This is a genomic window from Rhodovulum bhavnagarense, assembly GCF_004343505.1.
GTDB classification, from domain to species: domain Bacteria; phylum Pseudomonadota; class Alphaproteobacteria; order Rhodobacterales; family Rhodobacteraceae; genus Rhodovulum; species Rhodovulum bhavnagarense.
This window is the reverse complement of sequence record NZ_SLXU01000010.1, coordinates 13865-31563: the sequence shown is the minus strand read 5'-3', so window position 1 is coordinate 31563 and position 17699 is coordinate 13865. Positions and strand designations below refer to the sequence as shown.

At 64.8% G+C, this 17699-nt stretch carries 15 protein-coding genes; 3 read left to right on the top strand and 12 right to left on the bottom strand.

Features of this window, described 5'->3' with window-relative positions; all coding sequences use genetic code 11:
- Window positions 1-33 precede the first annotated feature (33 nt).
- Together EV663_RS10610 and EV663_RS10605 are read left to right on the top strand one after the other, a co-directional pair.
- Complete coding sequence (locus EV663_RS10610) at window positions 34-891, top strand: SDR family oxidoreductase (protein WP_132951778.1); 858 nt, start codon at window positions 34-36, stop codon at window positions 889-891.
- The gene (locus EV663_RS10605; RefSeq protein ID WP_165910179.1) at window positions 884-1486 is read left to right on the top strand and encodes an exopolysaccharide biosynthesis protein; all 603 of its coding nucleotides are present in this window, start codon (window positions 884-886) and stop codon (window positions 1484-1486) included. Before EV663_RS10610 ends, EV663_RS10605 begins: the two co-directional genes overlap by 8 nt.
- On the opposite strand, the gene dxs is transcribed toward EV663_RS10605, so the two are convergent.
- From dxs to EV663_RS10575, 6 genes are all read right to left on the bottom strand, one after another.
- Window positions 1483-3411 (bottom strand): 1-deoxy-D-xylulose-5-phosphate synthase, encoded by a 1929-nt coding sequence (gene dxs, locus EV663_RS10600; RefSeq protein WP_132951776.1) that lies wholly within the window; start codon window positions 3409-3411, stop codon window positions 1483-1485. The two genes, EV663_RS10605 and dxs, sit on opposite strands and share 4 nt — an antisense overlap.
- A gap of 31 nt (window positions 3412-3442) precedes the next feature.
- On the bottom strand, window positions 3443-4312 hold the full coding sequence (locus EV663_RS10595; RefSeq protein ID WP_132951775.1) for a polyprenyl synthetase family protein: 870 nt from the start codon (window positions 4310-4312) through the stop codon (window positions 3443-3445).
- 3 nt (window positions 4313-4315) lie between these two features.
- A complete protein-coding gene (locus EV663_RS10590) occupies window positions 4316-4558 on the bottom strand; it encodes an exodeoxyribonuclease VII small subunit (protein WP_132951774.1) in 243 nt (80 codons plus the stop codon).
- The gene (locus tag EV663_RS10585; protein WP_132951773.1) at window positions 4555-5490 is read right to left on the bottom strand and encodes a histone deacetylase family protein; all 936 of its coding nucleotides are present in this window, start codon (window positions 5488-5490) and stop codon (window positions 4555-4557) included. Before EV663_RS10585 ends, EV663_RS10590 begins: the two co-directional genes overlap by 4 nt.
- A gap of 100 nt (window positions 5491-5590) precedes the next feature.
- The gene (locus tag EV663_RS10580; protein ID WP_243697941.1) at window positions 5591-6307 is read right to left on the bottom strand and encodes a response regulator; all 717 of its coding nucleotides are present in this window, start codon (window positions 6305-6307) and stop codon (window positions 5591-5593) included.
- The gene (locus tag EV663_RS10575) at window positions 6300-6812 is read right to left on the bottom strand and encodes a MarR family winged helix-turn-helix transcriptional regulator (RefSeq protein WP_132951772.1); all 513 of its coding nucleotides are present in this window, start codon (window positions 6810-6812) and stop codon (window positions 6300-6302) included. Before EV663_RS10575 ends, EV663_RS10580 begins: the two co-directional genes overlap by 8 nt.
- A 187-nt stretch (window positions 6813-6999) precedes the next feature.
- On the opposite strand from EV663_RS10575, the gene EV663_RS10570 reads away from it, so the two are divergent.
- Window positions 7000-7866 (top strand): branched-chain amino acid aminotransferase, encoded by an 867-nt coding sequence (locus EV663_RS10570; RefSeq protein ID WP_132951771.1) that lies wholly within the window; start codon window positions 7000-7002, stop codon window positions 7864-7866.
- Between the two features lie 5 nt (window positions 7867-7871).
- Here EV663_RS10570 and EV663_RS10565 read toward each other — a convergent pair whose 3' ends face one another.
- The 6 genes from EV663_RS10565 to EV663_RS10540 form a co-directional block, all read right to left on the bottom strand.
- A complete protein-coding gene (locus tag EV663_RS10565; RefSeq protein ID WP_132951770.1) occupies window positions 7872-8795 on the bottom strand; it encodes a DMT family transporter in 924 nt (307 codons plus the stop codon).
- A gap of 64 nt (window positions 8796-8859) precedes the next feature.
- On the bottom strand, window positions 8860-9900 hold the full coding sequence (queG, locus tag EV663_RS10560) for a tRNA epoxyqueuosine(34) reductase QueG (RefSeq protein ID WP_132951769.1): 1041 nt from the start codon (window positions 9898-9900) through the stop codon (window positions 8860-8862).
- Window positions 9897-10562, bottom strand: a complete 666-nt coding sequence (gene fzlA / locus EV663_RS10555; RefSeq protein WP_132951768.1) for an FtsZ-binding protein FzlA — start codon at window positions 10560-10562, stop codon at window positions 9897-9899. The genes queG and fzlA overlap by 4 nt, the downstream gene beginning before the upstream one ends.
- A gap of 53 nt (window positions 10563-10615) precedes the next feature.
- Window positions 10616-11377 (bottom strand): monofunctional biosynthetic peptidoglycan transglycosylase, encoded by a 762-nt coding sequence (gene mtgA, locus EV663_RS10550; RefSeq protein WP_132951767.1) that lies wholly within the window; start codon window positions 11375-11377, stop codon window positions 10616-10618.
- Between the two features lie 102 nt (window positions 11378-11479).
- Complete coding sequence (gltB, locus tag EV663_RS10545; protein ID WP_132951766.1) at window positions 11480-16018, bottom strand: glutamate synthase large subunit; 4539 nt, start codon at window positions 16016-16018, stop codon at window positions 11480-11482.
- Window positions 16019-16098: 80 nt separating this feature from the next.
- Complete coding sequence (locus tag EV663_RS10540) at window positions 16099-17532, bottom strand: NAD(P)-dependent oxidoreductase (RefSeq protein WP_132951765.1); 1434 nt, start codon at window positions 17530-17532, stop codon at window positions 16099-16101.
- Between the last annotated feature and the right edge of the window lie 167 nt (window positions 17533-17699).

Below are 17699 nucleotides of genomic sequence, written 5' to 3'. Positions count from 1 at the left end.
GCGCTTGCGGGCGGGCTATACGATCTAAAGGGGATGGAAAACGTACTTCTTTCGATTGGCCATGGCTATTGCGCGCAGGAACTGGCCCGGCAGCTTGGCCCCGGCTGGCGCGTGATCGGCACCACCCGCAGCCCCGCGCGCGCGGCGGCGTTGCGCGATGCGGGGGTCGAGCCGGTGATCTGGCCCAGCGGAGACCTTGACCCGGCTTTGGCCAAGGCCACCCATGTCCTGAGCTCTGTCCCCCCTGGCCCAGAGGGCGATCCGGTGGTGGCCGCGCTGAGGCCGGCACTGATGGCTGCGTCGAAACTGCGTTGGGTCGGATACCTGTCGACTACGGGGGTTTATGGCGATCATGCTGGCGGCTGGGTATCCGAGGACACCCCCCCCGCCCCCATGACCGAACGCGGGCAGGCACGGCTGTCGGCCGAACGGGCCTGGGCCGGGCTGGGGCTGCCGTTGCACATCTTCCGGCTGGCGGGGATATATGGGCCGGGACGCGCGCCCTTTGACCAGATACGCGACGGGACCGCGCGGCGCATCGTCAAGCCCGGACAAGTGTTTTCACGCATCCATGTCGAGGATATCGCGCAGGTGCTGGCCGCCTCGATGGCCGCACCAGCCCCCGGTGCGATCTACAACCTTGCCGATGACGAACCGGCCGCGCCGCAGGACGTGATCGGCTTTGCCGCCCGGTTGCTGAACCTGCCGGCGCCGCCCGAGATTCCCCTTGAGGCGGCCGGGCTCGGCCCGATGGCACGCGGGTTCTATGCCGAATCCAAGAGGGTGGGAAACGACCGCATCAAGACTGACCTGGGCATATGCCTGCGCTATCCCGATTACCGTGAGGGGCTGGCGGCCATCCTCGCAGCGGATCAAAAACAGCATGGATGACGGCCAGGGGATGCACCGGTCCGGCGAGGCGTTGACCGTCAACGCAGTTCTGGACCGACTGGTTGCCAGTATCCAGAGCGACCGGGTCAGCGTGGCCGAGATCGTGCAAGGCTTGGGCGAACGGTCCTTTGCCCCACTCTTGTTGCTGCCCGCGCTGATCCTGGTCTCGCCGGTCTCGTCGATACCCGGAATGCCGACAATGGGTGCGCTGATCATGGGGCTGGTGACAGTGCAAATGCTGTTTGGCCGTTCCAGCCTGTGGCTGCCGCGGACGCTGGCCCGCCGCAGTATCCCGGCCAGGCGGATGTGCCGGGCGGTCAAGTGGCTGCGCCGCCCTGCCGGCTGGGTCGACCGGCATGTCCGCCCCCGCCTGCTTCGCCTGACGCGCCAGCCGCTGAGTTCGGTCGCGCTGTTGACCTGCCTCGCGGTGACGCTGGTGATGCCGCTTATGGAATTCGTGCCCATGCTGGCCACGGTCGCGGCAAGTGCGATCACTTTGTTCGCGATCGGCCTGATGACGCTGGACGGCGCCTATATCATCGCAGGCTACGCCTTTGTCAGCGCCGGTGTGGCGCTGGCGGGCGTATTTTTCTAGGCCCGCCTGGCCGCCGCGTCTGCCTCGCCCAACACGTCCAGGACCTTGGCCTCGATATCGGGGGCGTTCATCCCCGCAACCGCATACATATCGGCCGGGTTTGCCTGGTCGATAAAAATGTCGGGCAAAACCATGGAACGGTATTTCACCCCCGTATCAAAGACGCCCTTTTCAGCCAGAAGATGCGCCACGTGGCTGCCAAAGCCGCCAACCGCGCCCTCCTCGACGGTGATCAGCGCCTCGTGATCGCGCGCCAGTCGCAGGATCAACTCCTCGTCCAGCGGCTTGGCGAAACGGGCATCCGCGATGGTCGGCGTGATGCCCTTGGCGGCCAACATCTGCGCGGCCTCTTTCACTTCTTTCAGCCGGGCGCCAAAATTCAAAAGCGCGACCCTGGCGCCCTCCTGGATCATGCGGCCCTTGCCGATTTCCAGTGGCACACCCCTATCGGGCAGGTCCACGCCCACGCCCTCGCCCCGCGGAAAGCGAAAGGCGATGGGCCCCTCGTCATGGGCCGCGGCGGTGGCAACCATGTGCATCAATTCAGACTCGTCGGCGGCGGCCATCACCACGAAACCCGGCAGGTTGGCCAGGAATGCCACGTCATAGGCCCCCGCATGGGTCGCACCATCGGCACCGACCAGCCCGGCCCGGTCAATGGCAAAACGGACCGGCAGGCGCTGGATCGCCACGTCATGCACGATCTGGTCGTACCCGCGTTGCAGGAAAGTCGAGTAGATCGCGACAAAGGGTTTCTGCCCACCCGCCGCAAGGCCCGCGGCAAAGGTCACGCCATGCTGTTCGGCGATTCCCACGTCGAAACAGCGTTCGGGGAAGCGTTCGGCAAACAGGTTCAGCCCGGTTCCATCGGGCATCGCGGCCGTGATCGCAACCACCTTGCGATCGGCCTTGGCCTCGGCGATCAGGGCATTCGCGAATACCTTGGTATAAGAGGGGGCGTTGGCCGGGCTCTTTTTCTGCTCGCCCGTAACGATGTCGAATTTCGAAACCCCGTGACACCGGTCGGCGGCCGCCTCGGCGGGGGCATAGCCCTTGCCCTTTTGCGTGATGACATGAAGCAGCATCGGCCCGGTGGCCCGCGTCTTGACGGTACGCAGGATCGTCAGCAACTGATCCATGTCATGCCCGTCGATCGGGCCCACATAGGAAAAGCCCAGCTCCTCGAACAGGGTGCCACCGACCGTGACATGCTTGATCAGGTCCTTGGCGCGCTTGGCTCCCTCTTGCAGCGGCGAGGGCAGGTGGCGCACCGCGCCCTTGGCCAGCGACTTGAACTCCTGGAAGGGCGCACCGGCATAAAGGCGGTTGAGATAGCGCGACATCGCCCCCACGGGCGGCGCGATGGACATCTCGTTGTCGTTCAGGATCACGATCACCCGCGTGCCCAGGTGGCCGGCGTGATTCAACGCCTCGAACGCCATGCCCCCCGTCAGCGCACCGTCGCCGATGATCGCGATGGCATCGCCTACCCCTGCCTCGGGGGCACTGCCCAATTCGCGCGAAACTGCAAACCCGAGGGCGGCGGAAATCGAGGTCGAACTATGCCCCGCACCAAAGGCGTCGTATTCGCTTTCCTTGCGCTTGCAAAAGCCCGACAGACCATCCTTTTGGCGCAGCGTGGTCATGCGGTCGCGCCGCCCGGTCAGGATCTTGTGCGGATAGCATTGATGGCTGACATCCCAGACCAGCCGGTCGCGCGGCGTGTCGAACACTGCATGCAACGCGACGGTCAGTTCCACCACGCCCAGCCCGGCACCCAGATGGCCACCGGTCTGTGACACCGCGCCGATCATTTCCTGCCGGACCTCGCCCGCCAGTTCTGTCAACTCGGCATCGGACAAGCCCTTGAGATCGGAGGGGCTCGACACACGGTCCAGCAGCGGGGTGGTCGGAAGATCGGTCAAATCCTTGCCCTCCTTGGGCGTTTTGCGCATCTCAGGCTTCGCGGGCAATAACGAAGCGGGCCGCCGCCCGCAAGGGATCTGCCCGGTCACCGAACACCGCAAGCGCGGTTTCGGCCTCTTCGACCAGCGCGCGCGCACGGGCACGAGCCCCGTCCAGCCCCAAGAGCGAGACAAAGGTCGCCTTGCCCGCCGCGGCATCCTTTTGCACGCGCTTGCCGGTCTTTTCGCTGTCGCCTTCGACATCAAGAATGTCATCGGCAATCTGAAAGGCCAGTCCCAGCGCGGTGGCATAGCCCGACAGCGGCGCGATATCGGCACGGGCCAGACGCGCACCCGCCTCGGCAGACCAGCGGATAAGCGCGCCTGTCTTGTTGGCCTGCAAGTCGGTGATCTCGTCCAGCGTCAGGGGCCGGCCGGCGGTTTCGGCGGCGATATCCTGGGCTTGGCCCAGAACCATCCCGTCGATCCCCGAGGCCCGGGCCAGCGAGGCGACCAGATCGATCCGCACGGTCGGGTCCTGGTGGCAAGACGGATCGGCCAGCATCTCGAAGGCCAGCGTCTGCAACGCATCGCCCGCCAGAACGGCGGTGCCGTCGTCCCATTTGACATGCACGGTCGGCTGGCCGCGGCGCAGATCGTCATTGTCCATGCAGGGCATATCGTCATGCACGAGGCTATAGGCGTGCAACGCCTCGATCGCGGCGGCAGCGTGGACCGCCTGTTCCGCCGGAATGCCGTAAAGCGCCGCGCCCTCGATCACCAGGAAGCCGCGCAGCCGCTTGCCCCCCGACACCGCATAGCGCATCGCGTGGGTCACGGGCTGGTCTGCGGCCCCTGCCAGGGCCGATGCAAGGCGGGTTTCGATCCGCGCGGCGGCGGATTTCAGTTGCGCCTCGAACATGAGTCAAAGACCCTCGACCGGCGCGGTGCCCGTCGGGTTGCCCTCGCCATCCAGCGCGATGGCGGCGACCTTTTCCTCGGCGTCCTTGAGCTTCTTCTCGCAATGGCGTTTCAGTTCCGCGGCATGCTGCGAGAGGTTGATCGACTCTTCCAGCGGCACGTCGCCCCGTTCCAGCGCGGCCACAGCGGCCTCCAGCGCGGCCATGGCCTCTTCGAAACTCATCTCGGCAACAGGCTTGTCGGTCATACCCCCCGCTCCATCAGAACCTTTACATGCGCCGCAACGCACGCGGCCAGCGCATCCAGATCATATCCACCCTCCAGTGTCGAGACCAGCCGCCCGCCGCAATGGGCGTCGGCGATGTCGCACAGGCGTTCGGTGACCCAGGCGAAATCATCCTCGCGCAGATGCAACTGCGCCAGAGGATCGGCGGTATGTGCGTCGAACCCCGCCGAGACAAGCACCAGCTCGGGGGCAAAGGCCTGAAGCCGCGGCAGCACGCGGCCCTCAACCTCGCCGCGAAAGCGTTCCCCATCCGAACGGGGTGGCAGGGGCACGTTCAGCACGTTGTCGTGGGCCCCTTTTTCATCCGGCGAACCGGTAAAGGGCCATAGCGGCATCTGGTGGGTCGATACGAACAGCGCGCGCGGTTCGTCCCAGAGAATCGCCTGGGTGCCGTTGCCGTGATGCACGTCGAAATCGATCACCGCGACGCGGGACAGGCCGTGGTGATCCAGCGCGTATTTCGCAGCGATCGCCACGTTGGAAAACAGGCAGAATCCCATTGCGCGGTTTTCCTCGGCATGGTGGCCGGGCGGGCGCACGGCGGCAAAGGCGTTTGTCACCTCTGCGCCCATCACCATGTCGACCCCGCGCAAAACCGCCCCCAGCGCGCGCAACGCGGCCTCTATCGAACCGGGCGACACATGCGTATCGGCGTCAAGCGCCACGAAACCAGAGGCCGGGATCTCAGCCTTGAGGATATCGAGATAAATCCGGGGATGGGCACGCAGCACCGCCTCTTCATGGGCCAGCGGCGCGGGGATGCGCAAAAGCGGCGCAAAGGAATCGGCGGCCAGGACCTCGGTCACCGCCTTCAACCGCTCGGGCCGCTCGGGATGGCCCGGCGGCACCAGGTGGCCCAGGCAATCGGGATGGGTCAGGAGCGCGGTAGTCATTTCGCAACGCTAGACCAAGCCCGGCGCGATTGGAACAGGCGCGGCGCCATGACGGCATCGGGCCTGCGGGCGGTTCGCCCTGCCACGGATATCCCTGCCCTCAATCAGGGGCCAGCATATAGCCCGCCCCGCGCACGGTTTGCAGATAACGGGGCTGCTTGGGGTCGGATTCCAGCTTGCGGCGCAGGCGGGTAATCTGCACGTCGATTGCCCGCTCCTGCGCCTGCCCGTCGTCGCGGCCCAACTCCTCGACCAGGCGCGCCCGGCTGACCGGCTCGCCCGCGGCGGCGGAAAAGATGCGCATGAGCTGTGCCTCGGTCCCAGTCAGGCGCACGCGCGTCTCACCTTGCCATAGCTCGCCGCGGGCGACGTCATAGCGCAAGGGGCCCAGATGCAGCACCTTGGGCAGATCCACCGACCCCTCTTCGGCGGGCATCCGGCGCAAGATCGCGTTGATCCGCAACAGCAATTCCCTGGGCTCGAACGGTTTGACAAGATAGTCGTCGGCCCCCGCCTCCAGCCCAGCGATACGATCCGTGGCTTCGCCCCGCGCGGTCAGCAACAGGATCGGTGTCGCGATCCGGGTCCGCAATGCGCGGGTCAACGCGATCCCGTCCTCGCCCGGCATCATGACATCCATGACGATCAGATCGAATTCCAGCCCATCCAGCAACCGCCGCGCATGTGCCGCATCGCGCGCCACGCTGACCCAGAACCCGTGCCGCACCAGGAATTTTCGCAAGAGATCACGGATACGGGCATCGTCATCGACGATCAACAGATGTATCCCGGCCGGCCCGTTCACGGTCTCAGACACCCCTGTCCGAAAGCCGCTGGAAATGACGGCGCTGCTCGGGGTCCATCATCGCCTCCAGCACCTGGCGAAACCCCGCCACGGCCTCGGGCCCGGCCGCGCGATAGGCCGCGCGCATCCGCTCACGCTGGGCATCGGAAAGCTGGCGTTCCAATTCGGCACCCGTTTCAGTCAGGAAAAGATGCCGCTCACGCTTGTCGCGGGCACCTATCCGGCTTTCGACCAGGCCATCCGCGATCAGCGCGCGCAGAACGCGGTTGAGCGATTGCTTGGTCACCCCCAGGATCGACAGCAAGTTGTTCACCGTTGTGCCCGGCGCCCGGTGGATGAAATGAATTGCCCGATGATGGGCCCGGCCATATCCATGCTGTTGCAGGATACGGTCAGGATCGGCGGTAAAACCCCGATAGGCAAAGAACATCGCCTCGGTCCCTTTTCGAAGCTGCTCGTCGGTCAGGTAAAGCAGGCTTTTGCCGGTTTGGGCCACGGCTGGCATTCCTTCGGCCATAGAATACCCCAATAGCTATGCAGATAGTTCAATACTCGGGCAACCTTATGTCAGCCTTGTTGACTTTCCAAGACTCAACTGATAGCGAACCGTGAATTTGGCGCAACATTGTGCCCATATCGGACCTAATTTGCGCAATATTCGACAAATGAAAGCGTATTTCAGCGCAGAGGAAAGGACAAAGGCGATGTCTGCCTATGACGACCGCGACGGCTTTATCTGGATGGACGGGACACTACAGCCTTGGCGCGAGGCCAACGTCCACATCCTGACCCACGCGATGCATTATGCCTCGTCCGTATTCGAGGGCGAACGCGCCTATGGCGGCAAGATCTTCAAGTCGCGCGAACATTCAGAGCGGCTGAGGCAGTCAGCCAACCTCATCGACTTCGAGATCCCCTATTCGGTGGAGGAGATCGAGGCCGCCAAGGCCGAGGTGATGCAGGCCAACGGCCTGTCCGACGCGTATGTGCGCGCGCTGGCCTGGCGCGGCGCCGGCGAGGATATGGGCGTCGCAAGCCGCCGTAACCCGGTGCGCATGGCTGTCGCGGTCTGGGAATGGGGCGCCTATTACGGCGATGCCAAGACGCGCGGCGCCAAGTTGGACATTTCTAAATGGAAACGCCCAAGCCCCGAAACCGCGCCCAGCCAGGCCAAGGCCGCCGGTCTTTACATGATCTGCACCATGTCCAAACACGCGGCCGAGGCCAAGGGTTGTTCGGATGCGATGATGTTCGACTATCGCGGCTATGTGGCCGAGGCGACCGGGGCCAACATTTTTTTCGTCAAGGATGGCGAGGTCCACACCCCCAAACCCGACTGTTTCCTCAACGGCATCACCCGGCAAACCGTGATCGCGATGCTCAAGGAACGCGGCGTATGCGTGCATGAACGCCATATCGAGCCCACCGAACTGGAAGGGTTCCAGCAATGCTGGCTGACCGGCACCGCGGCAGAGGTGACGCCCGTGGGCCAGATCGGCGATTACAATTTCGAGGTGGGCGCGCTCACCCGCGACATGGCCGACGCCTATGAACGGCTGGTGCGGGAATAGCCCACCTAGCCCTGCGGGGTTGTGCCCTGACGGGCGCGACCCCGTTCCAGCCCCAATTGCCGCTCGCGCCAGATGATCAGGATACCCGCCGCGATCACCAGCCCCGCGCCGGCCAGCATCGCAGGCGTGGGCACCTCGTCGAACACCGCATAGCCCACCACCAGCGCAAGCAGGAGCGAAGCATAATCGAAGGGCGCAACCACCGCAGCCTCGGCATGACGGTAGGACAGCGTCAGGCAGACCTGCGCCACGCCCCCGATCAGCCCCGCCAGAACCAGCATGACCGCGACCGCTGGGCTGGGCCATGTCCAGCCAAAGGGCATCGTCAACAGCGACAGAACCGAGGCGATGATCGAGAACCAGAACACGATGGCCTCTGTGCGCTCGCGTTGAACCAGCTTGCGCACCATGACCTGTGCCAGGGCCGCACAGGTAGCACCGCCCAGCATGATCAGCGCACCGATCGCCTCTTGCCGGCCGGTTTCGCCCCCATCCAGCGCCGACAGGCGCGGCCACAGCACGATCAGCACCCCCACCAGGCCCAACCCGACCGCCGCCAGGCGAAACATCCGCACCCGTTCACCAAGGAAAAGTGCCGCGAAAATCACGATCAACAGCGGCGTGGCATAGCCGATCGCCGTAACCTCGGGCAGCGGCAACAGCCCCAGCGCAGTGAACATCAGCCCCATCGCCATCACCCCGATCACCCCGCGGCCCAGATGCCCCAGCGGGTCGCGGGTGCGCAGCCCCGCGGCCAGGTCGCCACGCGCGGCCAACCAGATCACGATCACCGGGATTGCAAAGAACGAACGGAAAAACACGGCCTGGCCTGGCGGCACCTCGGCGGCGCTGACCTTTATCAGCGCGGACATCGCCACGAACAAAGTCACGGCGGCAAGTTTCAGGGCAATGGCGCGGGCGGGATTCATGGCAACGGCATGTAAGGAAACAAGACCTTCTTACGCCCGCCCCCGTGACTTGCAAAGCGCCGGATCAGGCCCCTCCAAGACGCGCCAACGCCCATCGCGCCGCATCGGCCACGGCCGCGTCCTGGTCGTCGGTCAGTGCCGCAACCACGGATGACAGCGTCGGGTCACCCGAATTGCCGATGGCATAGCAGACATTACGCACGAACCGGCCGCGCCCGATCCGCTTGACCGGCGAGCCGGAAAATCGCGCGCGAAACGCGGCATCGTCCAGCGCCGCCAGCTCGGCCAGGGGCGGTTCGATCAGGTCAGGGCGGGCAAGGTATTTCACCTCACGCGCCGCGACCGCAAACTTGTTCCAGGGGCAAACGCCCAGGCAATCGTCACAGCCATAGATGCGGTTGCCCATCAAGGCGCGCAATTCCCCATCCACCGGCCCCTTGTGCTCGATCGTCAGATACGAAATGCAGCGCCGCGCATCCAGTTGGAACGGGGCCGGAAACGCGCCCGTGGGGCAGGCGTCCAGACAGGCGGTGCAACTGCCGCAATGTTCCGCCTCGGGCGCATCGGGAGGCAGGTCCAGCGTGGTGAAGATCAGCCCAAGAAAGAACCAGTTGCCCAGATCGCGGCCCAACAGGTTCGTGTGCTTGCCCTGCCACCCCAGGCCCGCCGCCTGCGCCAGCGGCTTTTCCATCACCGGGGCAGTATCGACGAAAACCTTGATCTGGTGCTCCGGCGCCTGTTCCAGCAGCCAGCGTCCCACCCGTTTGAGCCGCTTTTTCAAAACGTCATGGTAATCGCGGTTTTGCGCGTAGACCGAGATCGCGCCCCGGTCAGGCCGGTCCAGCACCGCCAGCGGATCATGCGCCGGGGTGTAGGGTTCGGCGAAACTGATGATGGCGCGCGCCTCGGGCCAAAGCGCGGCGGGATTTCCCCGCCATCCCATGCGCTCGGCCATCCAGGCCATCTGGCCCTGCCGGCCCTGCGCAACGAATTCGGCCAGCCGGGCGGGGGCATGGGGGATCGCATCGGGGCGGCACACGCCCATCGCGGCAAAGCCCTCGTCGCGGGCCGTCTCGGCAAGGCGGGCTTTCAGCGCGGCGCTCAAAAGTCCAGGTTCGCATAATGCGCAGGCGGCGGGAATCCCGGCACCTGGTCGGCCAGGATGCTGCGAAAGGCAGGGCGCGACTTTATCTTCGCGTACCAGTCCTTGACATTGGCGTTGCGGTTCCAGTCCACGTCCGAGATATAGTCGAGGCTGGACAGATGCGCAGCGGCGGTAAAATCGGCCAGCGTCATCGTATCGCCCGCCAGCCACCTGCGCTGATCCAGCAGCCAGCCCATGTAATCGAGATGATACTTGATCGCCTGCGCACCGGCCTTGACATTGCGGCTGTCGGGATAGCCCTGGCCGGAAACCTTCTTGTTGACGCGCTCGTATAACAGTTTCGACGTCACCTCGGAATGGAACTTGTCATCGAACCAGCCTGTCAGGCGGCGCACCTCGTAACGCTCGCCGGCAGAGGCGGGCATCAGGCGCGGATCGGGATGAACCTCTTCGATATATTCGCAGATTGCATGGCTTTCGGCCATGGTGCGGCCATCCATGCGCAACACCGGAACTTTCGCCGCCGGGTTGCGGCGCAGGAAATCGGGGGCTCGTTCCCAATAGCGTTCCTCGACCAGTTCAACCTCGATCCGCTTTTCGCCCAGAACAAGACGCACCTTGCGGCAGAACGGAGAGAGGGGCACGTGGTAGAGACGGTTCATTCGGGTCACCGATGGGTTGATCTTTCCCCTCTTGCCGCGCGAGGGGCGGATTTTCAACTCTGGAAACAGGCAGCGCGGCCATCGGCCCGGATCGTTGCCGCCCCGTCGCGCACCGCGCGGGCACGGCGCTCCAGCGCGGGTGTCAGCCGGGCGGCGTCGCGATCCTTGGGGTCGGGCAGAACAACGGCCAGCGCGGCGGCCTGCGCGGCAGTCAGTTTCGAGGCCGGAATGCCGAAATAGTGGCGCGCGGCAGCCTCGACGCCAAAGACACCCTCGCCGAATTCTGCCACGTTGAGATAGACCTCGAGAATGCGCCGCTTGGACCATGTCAATTCGACCAGCGGGGTCAACACGCCCTCTATCGCCTTGCGCGACCAGTTGCGCCCCTGCCAAAGATAGACATTCTTGACCGTCTGTTGGCTGATCGTCGAGGCGCCGTATCGCCCGCCTGCAGCCAGCGCGCCACGGATCGCGGCCATATCGAATCCCCAGTGCAGGCAGAAATTGGCATCCTCCGCAGCCACGGTCGCGCGCAGCATCACCGGCGCCACGGCCTCGATCGGCACCCACTGGCGTTCGACCTCGCCCAGCCGGCGTTTTTCCGACCAGATCGTGTAGGTGATCGGCGGGTTCAAGACCGACGGCCCGATCACGGCCAGCGCCAGCAGCAGCACCAAGCCCAGCAACACCCGCCGCCGCATACGCCGCAGCAACATGCCCAGCCGTGCGAGTAGGCCGGGTGCTGCCGGGGCGGCGGATCGGCCACGGGCCGGTTTGCGCGTCTTGCGCGGGGTGGGGGCTTTGCGTTTCGCCATGGCGGGGTCATAGCGCGGCACGGGCCGCTTGGCTATCGGCGGCGGAAAGGATAGGGGCCGCGCAATGCGCGGCCCCGATATGTCGACACGGAAGGGCCGTGCCTATTCGGCCGGAACCGCGCGTTCCTCGATGCCCAGCGGGTGCGAGAGCTTGTCGAGCATTTCCTGCGGGCAGACCTGCACGAAATTGCCCTTTTCCAGCTCCCAGTGGCCGAGGATGTCACGTGCGCGGCGGCTGCCGGTTTCCTCCACATGGGCGGCGATCAGGCCCTTCAGCTCGGCCTCCCAGTGCTGGACGGTGACTTTGCAGGTGACAAGCGTCTCCATGTTCAGCCGATCCGCCACCTTGCCTTCGGGATCATAGAGATAGGCCATGCCACCTGTCATGCCCGCGCCGAAATTGGCCCCGATCTCGCCCAGGATCACCGCGACCCCGCCGGTCATGTATTCGCACCCGTTCGAGCCGCAGCCCTCGACCACCACCTTGGCGCCCGAGTTGCGCACACAGAAGCGTTCGCCGGCCCGGCCCAGCGCAAAGAGATGACCGTCCGTCGCCCCGTAAAGAACGGTATTGCCGATGATCGTGTTGTCGGCCGCCACCAGCGGCGAGGACAGCGGCGGACGCACCACGATGGTGCCGCCCGACAGGCCCTTGCCGACATAGTCGTTGGCATCGCCCGCCACCACGATCTTGAGCCCCGGCGCTGCGAAGGCGCCCAGCGACTGGCCCGCGCTGCCGGCCAGTTTTACCGTCAGGTGGTCACGCTGCAACTTGTTGCGCATGCCAAAGCGGCTGACGATGTGGCTGGAGACGCGGGTGCCGATGGTCCGGTGCGTGTTGCGCACCGCATAGGAAAGCTGCATCTTTTCGCCATCCTCGAAGAACCGCTGCGCATCGCGCAGGATTTCCGCGTCCAGCGTGTCGGGCACCGCGTTGCGCGGGCGCAGGCGATCCAGTTTCGGCCGGTCGCTGGCATCGACCTGCACCAATAGCGGGTTGAGATCGAGGTCGTCCAGATGCGCCGAGCCACGGCTGACCTGGCACAGCAGGTCGGTGCGCCCGATCACCTCGTCCAGCGACCGCGCACCGATCGAGGCAAGGATTTCCCGCACCTCCTGCGCGTAGAAGGTGATCAGGTTCACCACCTTGTCGGCATTGCCGGTGAACTTGGCCCGCAGGCGTTCGTCCTGCGTACACACGCCCACCGGGCAGGTGTTCGACTGGCACTGTCGCACCATGATGCAGCCCATCGCGATCAGCGCGGCGGTGCCGATGCCGTATTCCTCGGCCCCCATCATCGCGGCCATGACGATGTCGCGCCCGGTGCGCAGGCCACCATCGGTGCGCAGCGTCACCCGGTCGCGCAGGTTGTTCATGGTCAGAACCTGGTTGGCCTCGGTCAGGCCCATTTCCCAAGGCAGGCCCGCATACTTGATGGACGTCGCCGGGCTGGCCCCCGTGCCGCCATTGTGCCCCGAGATCAGGATCACGTCGGCCTTGGCCTTGGCCACGCCCGCCGCGATCGTGCCAACGCCCGAGGCCGCCACCAGTTTCACCGTCACCTTGGCACGCGGGTTGATCTGTTTGAGGTCATAGATCAGCTGCGCCAGGTCCTCGATCGAGTAGATGTCGTGATGCGGCGGGGGCGAAATCAGCGTCACGCCCTTGGTGGAATGGCGCAGCCGCGCGATCAGGTCGGTGACCTTCATGCCCGGCAACTGGCCGCCCTCGCCGGGCTTGGCACCCTGGGCGACCTTGATCTCCAGTTCCTCGCAGGCGTTCAGGTATTCCGCCGTGACGCCGAACCGGCCCGAGGCCACCTGCTTGATCTTGGCCGAGGGGTTGTCGCCATTGGGTTCGGGGTGGAAATGCGCCGGATCCTCGCCGCCCTCACCGGAATCCGACTTCGCGCCGATCCGGTTCATCGCGACGTTCAGCGTCTTGTGCGCCTCAGGCGACAGCGCGCCCAGCGACATGCCCGGCGTCACGAACCGCTTGCGGATCGAGGTGACGCTTTCGACCTCTTCGATCGGCACCGGCTTGCCGATCTTCTGGATCGCGAGCAGGTCGCGCAGATGGATCGGCGGGTTGGCCTGCATAGCGGCCGAGAACTGTTTCCACACCTCGAAACTGGCAGTGTCGCAGGCTCGCTGCAACAACGCCATGGTCTTAGCCTCCCAGGCATGGGTTTCGCCGGTGCGCCGCGCCTTGTAAAAGCCGCCGATGGGCAGGACATCCTGGCCGCCGCGCCAGCCAAGGCGATGCACCTCTTCCAGCTTGCGCTGGATACCCGACACACCGATACCGGAAATCCGGCTATGCATGCCCGGGAAATACTCGGCGCACATCGCGCGGGACAGGCCCACGGCCTCGAAGTTCAGGCCGCCGCGATAGGAGGACAGAACCGAAATGCCCATCTTGGACATGATCTTGAGCAACCCAAGGTCGATGGCCTTGCGGAAACGTGCCACCGCCTCTGTCAGGGTGCCCTCCAGCAGGCCGCGCTGAATCCGGTCTGCAAGCGTGTCCTCGGCAAGATAGGCGTTCACGGTTGTCGCACCACACCCGATAAGCACCGCGAAGTAATGCGGGTCGACACATTCGGCAGAGCGAACGTTGATCGAGGTAAAGGTCCGCAGCCCCTTGCGCGTCAACCAGCTATGAACGGCCGATGTCGCCAGGATCATCGGCATCGGCACCTTTTTCTCGTTCTGGTGCTGATCGGTCAGCACAAGGTGCCCCGCCCCCGATCGCACCGCGTCCTCGGCCTCGGCCCGGATGCGTTCCAGCCCGGCGCGCAGGGCATCAGGCCCGGCATCGGCCGGGAAGGTGCAGTCGATCTCTGTCATCGGGACGACGAATTCGCTGACCAGCTTGGAGAACTGGGCATTGCCCAGGAACGGGCTTTCCAGGACGATGATGCGGGTCTGGCTACCATCCTCGTCCAGCACGTTACGCAGGTTGCCGAACCGGGTCTTGAGGCTCATCACCCGGTATTCACGAAGCGAATCGATGGGCGGGTTGGTCACCTGGCTGAAGTTCTGCCGGAAGAAATGGCTGAGCGGCCGGTACTTGTTGGACAACACCGCCGAGGGCGTGTCGTCGCCCATCGAGGCAATCGCCTCTTTGCCCTCTTCCGCCATGGGCATCAGGATCTGTTCGATCTCTTCGACCGAGTATCCCGCCGCGATCTGGCGGCGGCGCAATTCGGTGCCCTCGAACAGCGGGGCCTCGGATTCGACGGCCAGGACGTCGTCCAGTTCATCGACCTTTTCCAGCCAGTCGCCAAAGGGGTGGCTGGCGGCCAAAAGGTTCTTCAGCTCGGCATCGTGGTAAAGCTTGCCCTCTTTCATGTCGACGGCGATCATCTGGCCCGGGCCCAGCGCGCCCTTTTCGCGCGCGGTGGCCTCGTCGGTCGGGACCATGCCGATTTCAGAGCCGGCCACCAACAACCCGTCACCGGTGATGACATAGCGCATCGGCCGCAGGCCGTTACGGTCCAGCCCCGCACACACCCAGCGGCCATCGGTCATGGCCAGCGCCGCGGGACCGTCCCAGGGTTCCATCACCGAGTTCACGTAGGCATACATGTCGCGCCAGCTTTCAGGCAGTTCGACCGCCTGTTTCGACCAGGCCTCGGGAACCAGCATGGTCTTTGCCATCGGCGCGTTGCGCCCCGCCCGCACCAGCACCTCGAACACCGAATCCAGTGCCGCCGAATCCGACGAGCCCTGCGCCACGATCGGCTTGATATCCTCGGCCAACTCGCCAAAGGCCGATGATGCCATGCGGATCTCATGGCTTTTCAGCCAGTTCAGATTGCCCTTGAGCGTGTTGATCTCGCCGTTATGGGCCAGCATGCGGAACGGCTGGGCCAGCCACCACTGCGGGAAGGTGTTGGTCGAATAGCGCTGGTGGTAGATCGCGAAGGACGACACGAAACGTTCGTCCTGAAGGTCGGGATAGAACTCGGCCACCTGTTCGGCCAGCATCATGCCCTTGTAGATCACGCTGCGGCAGGACAGCGAGCACAGGTAAAGCGTGGGCACCTGCGCGGCGGCGGCGGCCTTTTCGATGCGGCGGCGAATGACGTAAAGTTCGCGCTCGAACGTTTCCTCGTCCACGCCCTTGGAGTTCGAAATCAGGATCTGTTCGATCTCGGGGCGCGTGGCATTGGCCTTTTCACCCAGAACATCCGTGTTCACGGGGACATGGCGCCAGCCATAGATGTAATAGCCCAGCCGCAGCACCTCTGTCTCGACAATCGTGCGACAGACCTCTTGCGCGCCGAAATCGGTGCGCGGCAAGAACACCTGGCCCACCGCGATCAGGCGGTCGGGATTGGGTTCGTGCCCGGTCTGGCGGATCTGGTCGTAGAAAAACGGCACGGGGATCTGCACATGAATGCCCGCGCCATCGCCGGTCTTGCCATCGGCATCGACGGCGCCACGGTGCCAGACCGCCTTTAGCGCGTCGATCCCGTTTTCAACCACTTTTCGCGACGGCTTGCCATCGACCGACACGACCAGCCCCACCCCGCAAGAGGAATGTTCGTCCTCTGGGGAATAGAGGCCATTCTCGGCCAGTTGAGCGCGCTTGGCTTCTTCCTGGGCTACCCAGGCGGCATCGAATTTCGTCATGGTCTTACCCTTTTCTCCGGAGGGTCGGGGCGCGCATCGCTTGCGGGCCCGGCTCATGTGTCACTGCGGGAAAGCCCCGGTTATTCCGCCGCCACCTGCGCAGGCTGCGCCAGGAAGTCGAGGATGGCATCGGCCGCCTCGCGCCCGTCGCGGATCGCCCACACAACCAGCGAGGCCCCGCGCACCACGTCGCCCACGGCGAACACACCGGGCAGCGACGTCGCGTGCGTGCCGAACTCGGCCCTGACGGTGCCCCAGCGGGTCACTTCCAGCGCGTCCTCGCCCCAGAGCGTCGGCAAATCCTCGGGTTCGAAGCCCAGCGCCTTGATCACCAGGTCGGCAGGTTCGGCGTAATCCGCGCCCTCGATGACCTCGGGGGTCTGACGGCCGGTGGCATCGGGCGGACCCAGGCGCATCTTTTGCACCATGACCGATTCCACCGGGTCGCCAGCAAACCCTTTCGGGGCCGAAAGCCACACGAATTCAACACCCTCTTCCTCGGCGTTCTGCACCTCGCGCTGACTGCCTGGCATGTTGGCGCGATCACGGCGATAGAGGCATTTCACGCTGACAGCCCCCTGCCGGATCGCGGTGCGCACACAATCCATCGCGGTGTCGCCGCCGCCGATCACGACCACGCGCTTGCCATTGGCATTCAGCGTGCCCGCCTCGTACTCCGCCACCTCGTCGCCCAGGCTGACGCGGTTGGACGCGGTCAGGTAGTCCAGCGCGGCCACGATGCCTGCGCCCCCCGCACCGGGGCCGGACAGGTCGCGAGCCTTGTAGACGCCCGTTGCGATCAGGGCGGCGTCATGCTTGCCGCGGATCGCGTCAAAGCTGATATCGGTGCCGACGTTGCAGTTCAGCACGAATTCGACACCGGCCTCTTGCAACTGTGCGACACGGCGCAACACCACGTCCTTTTCCAGCTTGAAACCGGGGATGCCATAGGTCAGCAAGCCGCCCGCGCGGTCATGCCGATCATAGACCGTGACCTGGATACCAGCGCGGCGCAGCCGGTCGGCCGCGGCCAGACCACCGGGGCCGGCACCGATGATACCCACGCTTTCGGGGCGCTCCTCGGCCGGCTGGATCGGTTTGACCCAGCCCTCGTCCCAGGCGGTGTCAGTGATGTATTTTTCCACCGCGCCGATGGTCACGGTGCCGTGGCCCGACTGTTCGATCACGCAATTGCCCTCGCACAGGCGATCCTGCGGGCAGATGCGGCCGCAGATTTCCGGGAAGGTGTTGGTGAACTGGCTCATCTCATAGGCCTCTTGCAACCGCCCCTCGGCGGTCAGGCGCAGCCAGTCGGGAATGTTGTTATGCAGCGGGCAATGCGCCTGGCAGTAAGGCACACCGCATTGGCTGCATCGGGCGGCCTGTTCGGCGGCCTTTTCGGCAGCGAACTCGGTGTAGATCTCGTGGAAGTCTTGCGCGCGCGCATCGGCGGCACGTTTCTCGGGCATTTCCTTTGCCACGCTGACGAATTGCAGCATCTTCCGCTTCGACATCGTGCTGTCCTCCGGCACAGAGTTCGGGCCAATCAAGCGCCTTCTATACGGGGGGCGCCCCGCAAATAAAAGTCACACACATTGACCTAATTACATTTTATTTTCCAGTCGCCGTCGCGATTTGGCTGGATCGCACCCAAAATAAGGTCAATAACACTGATCTTTAT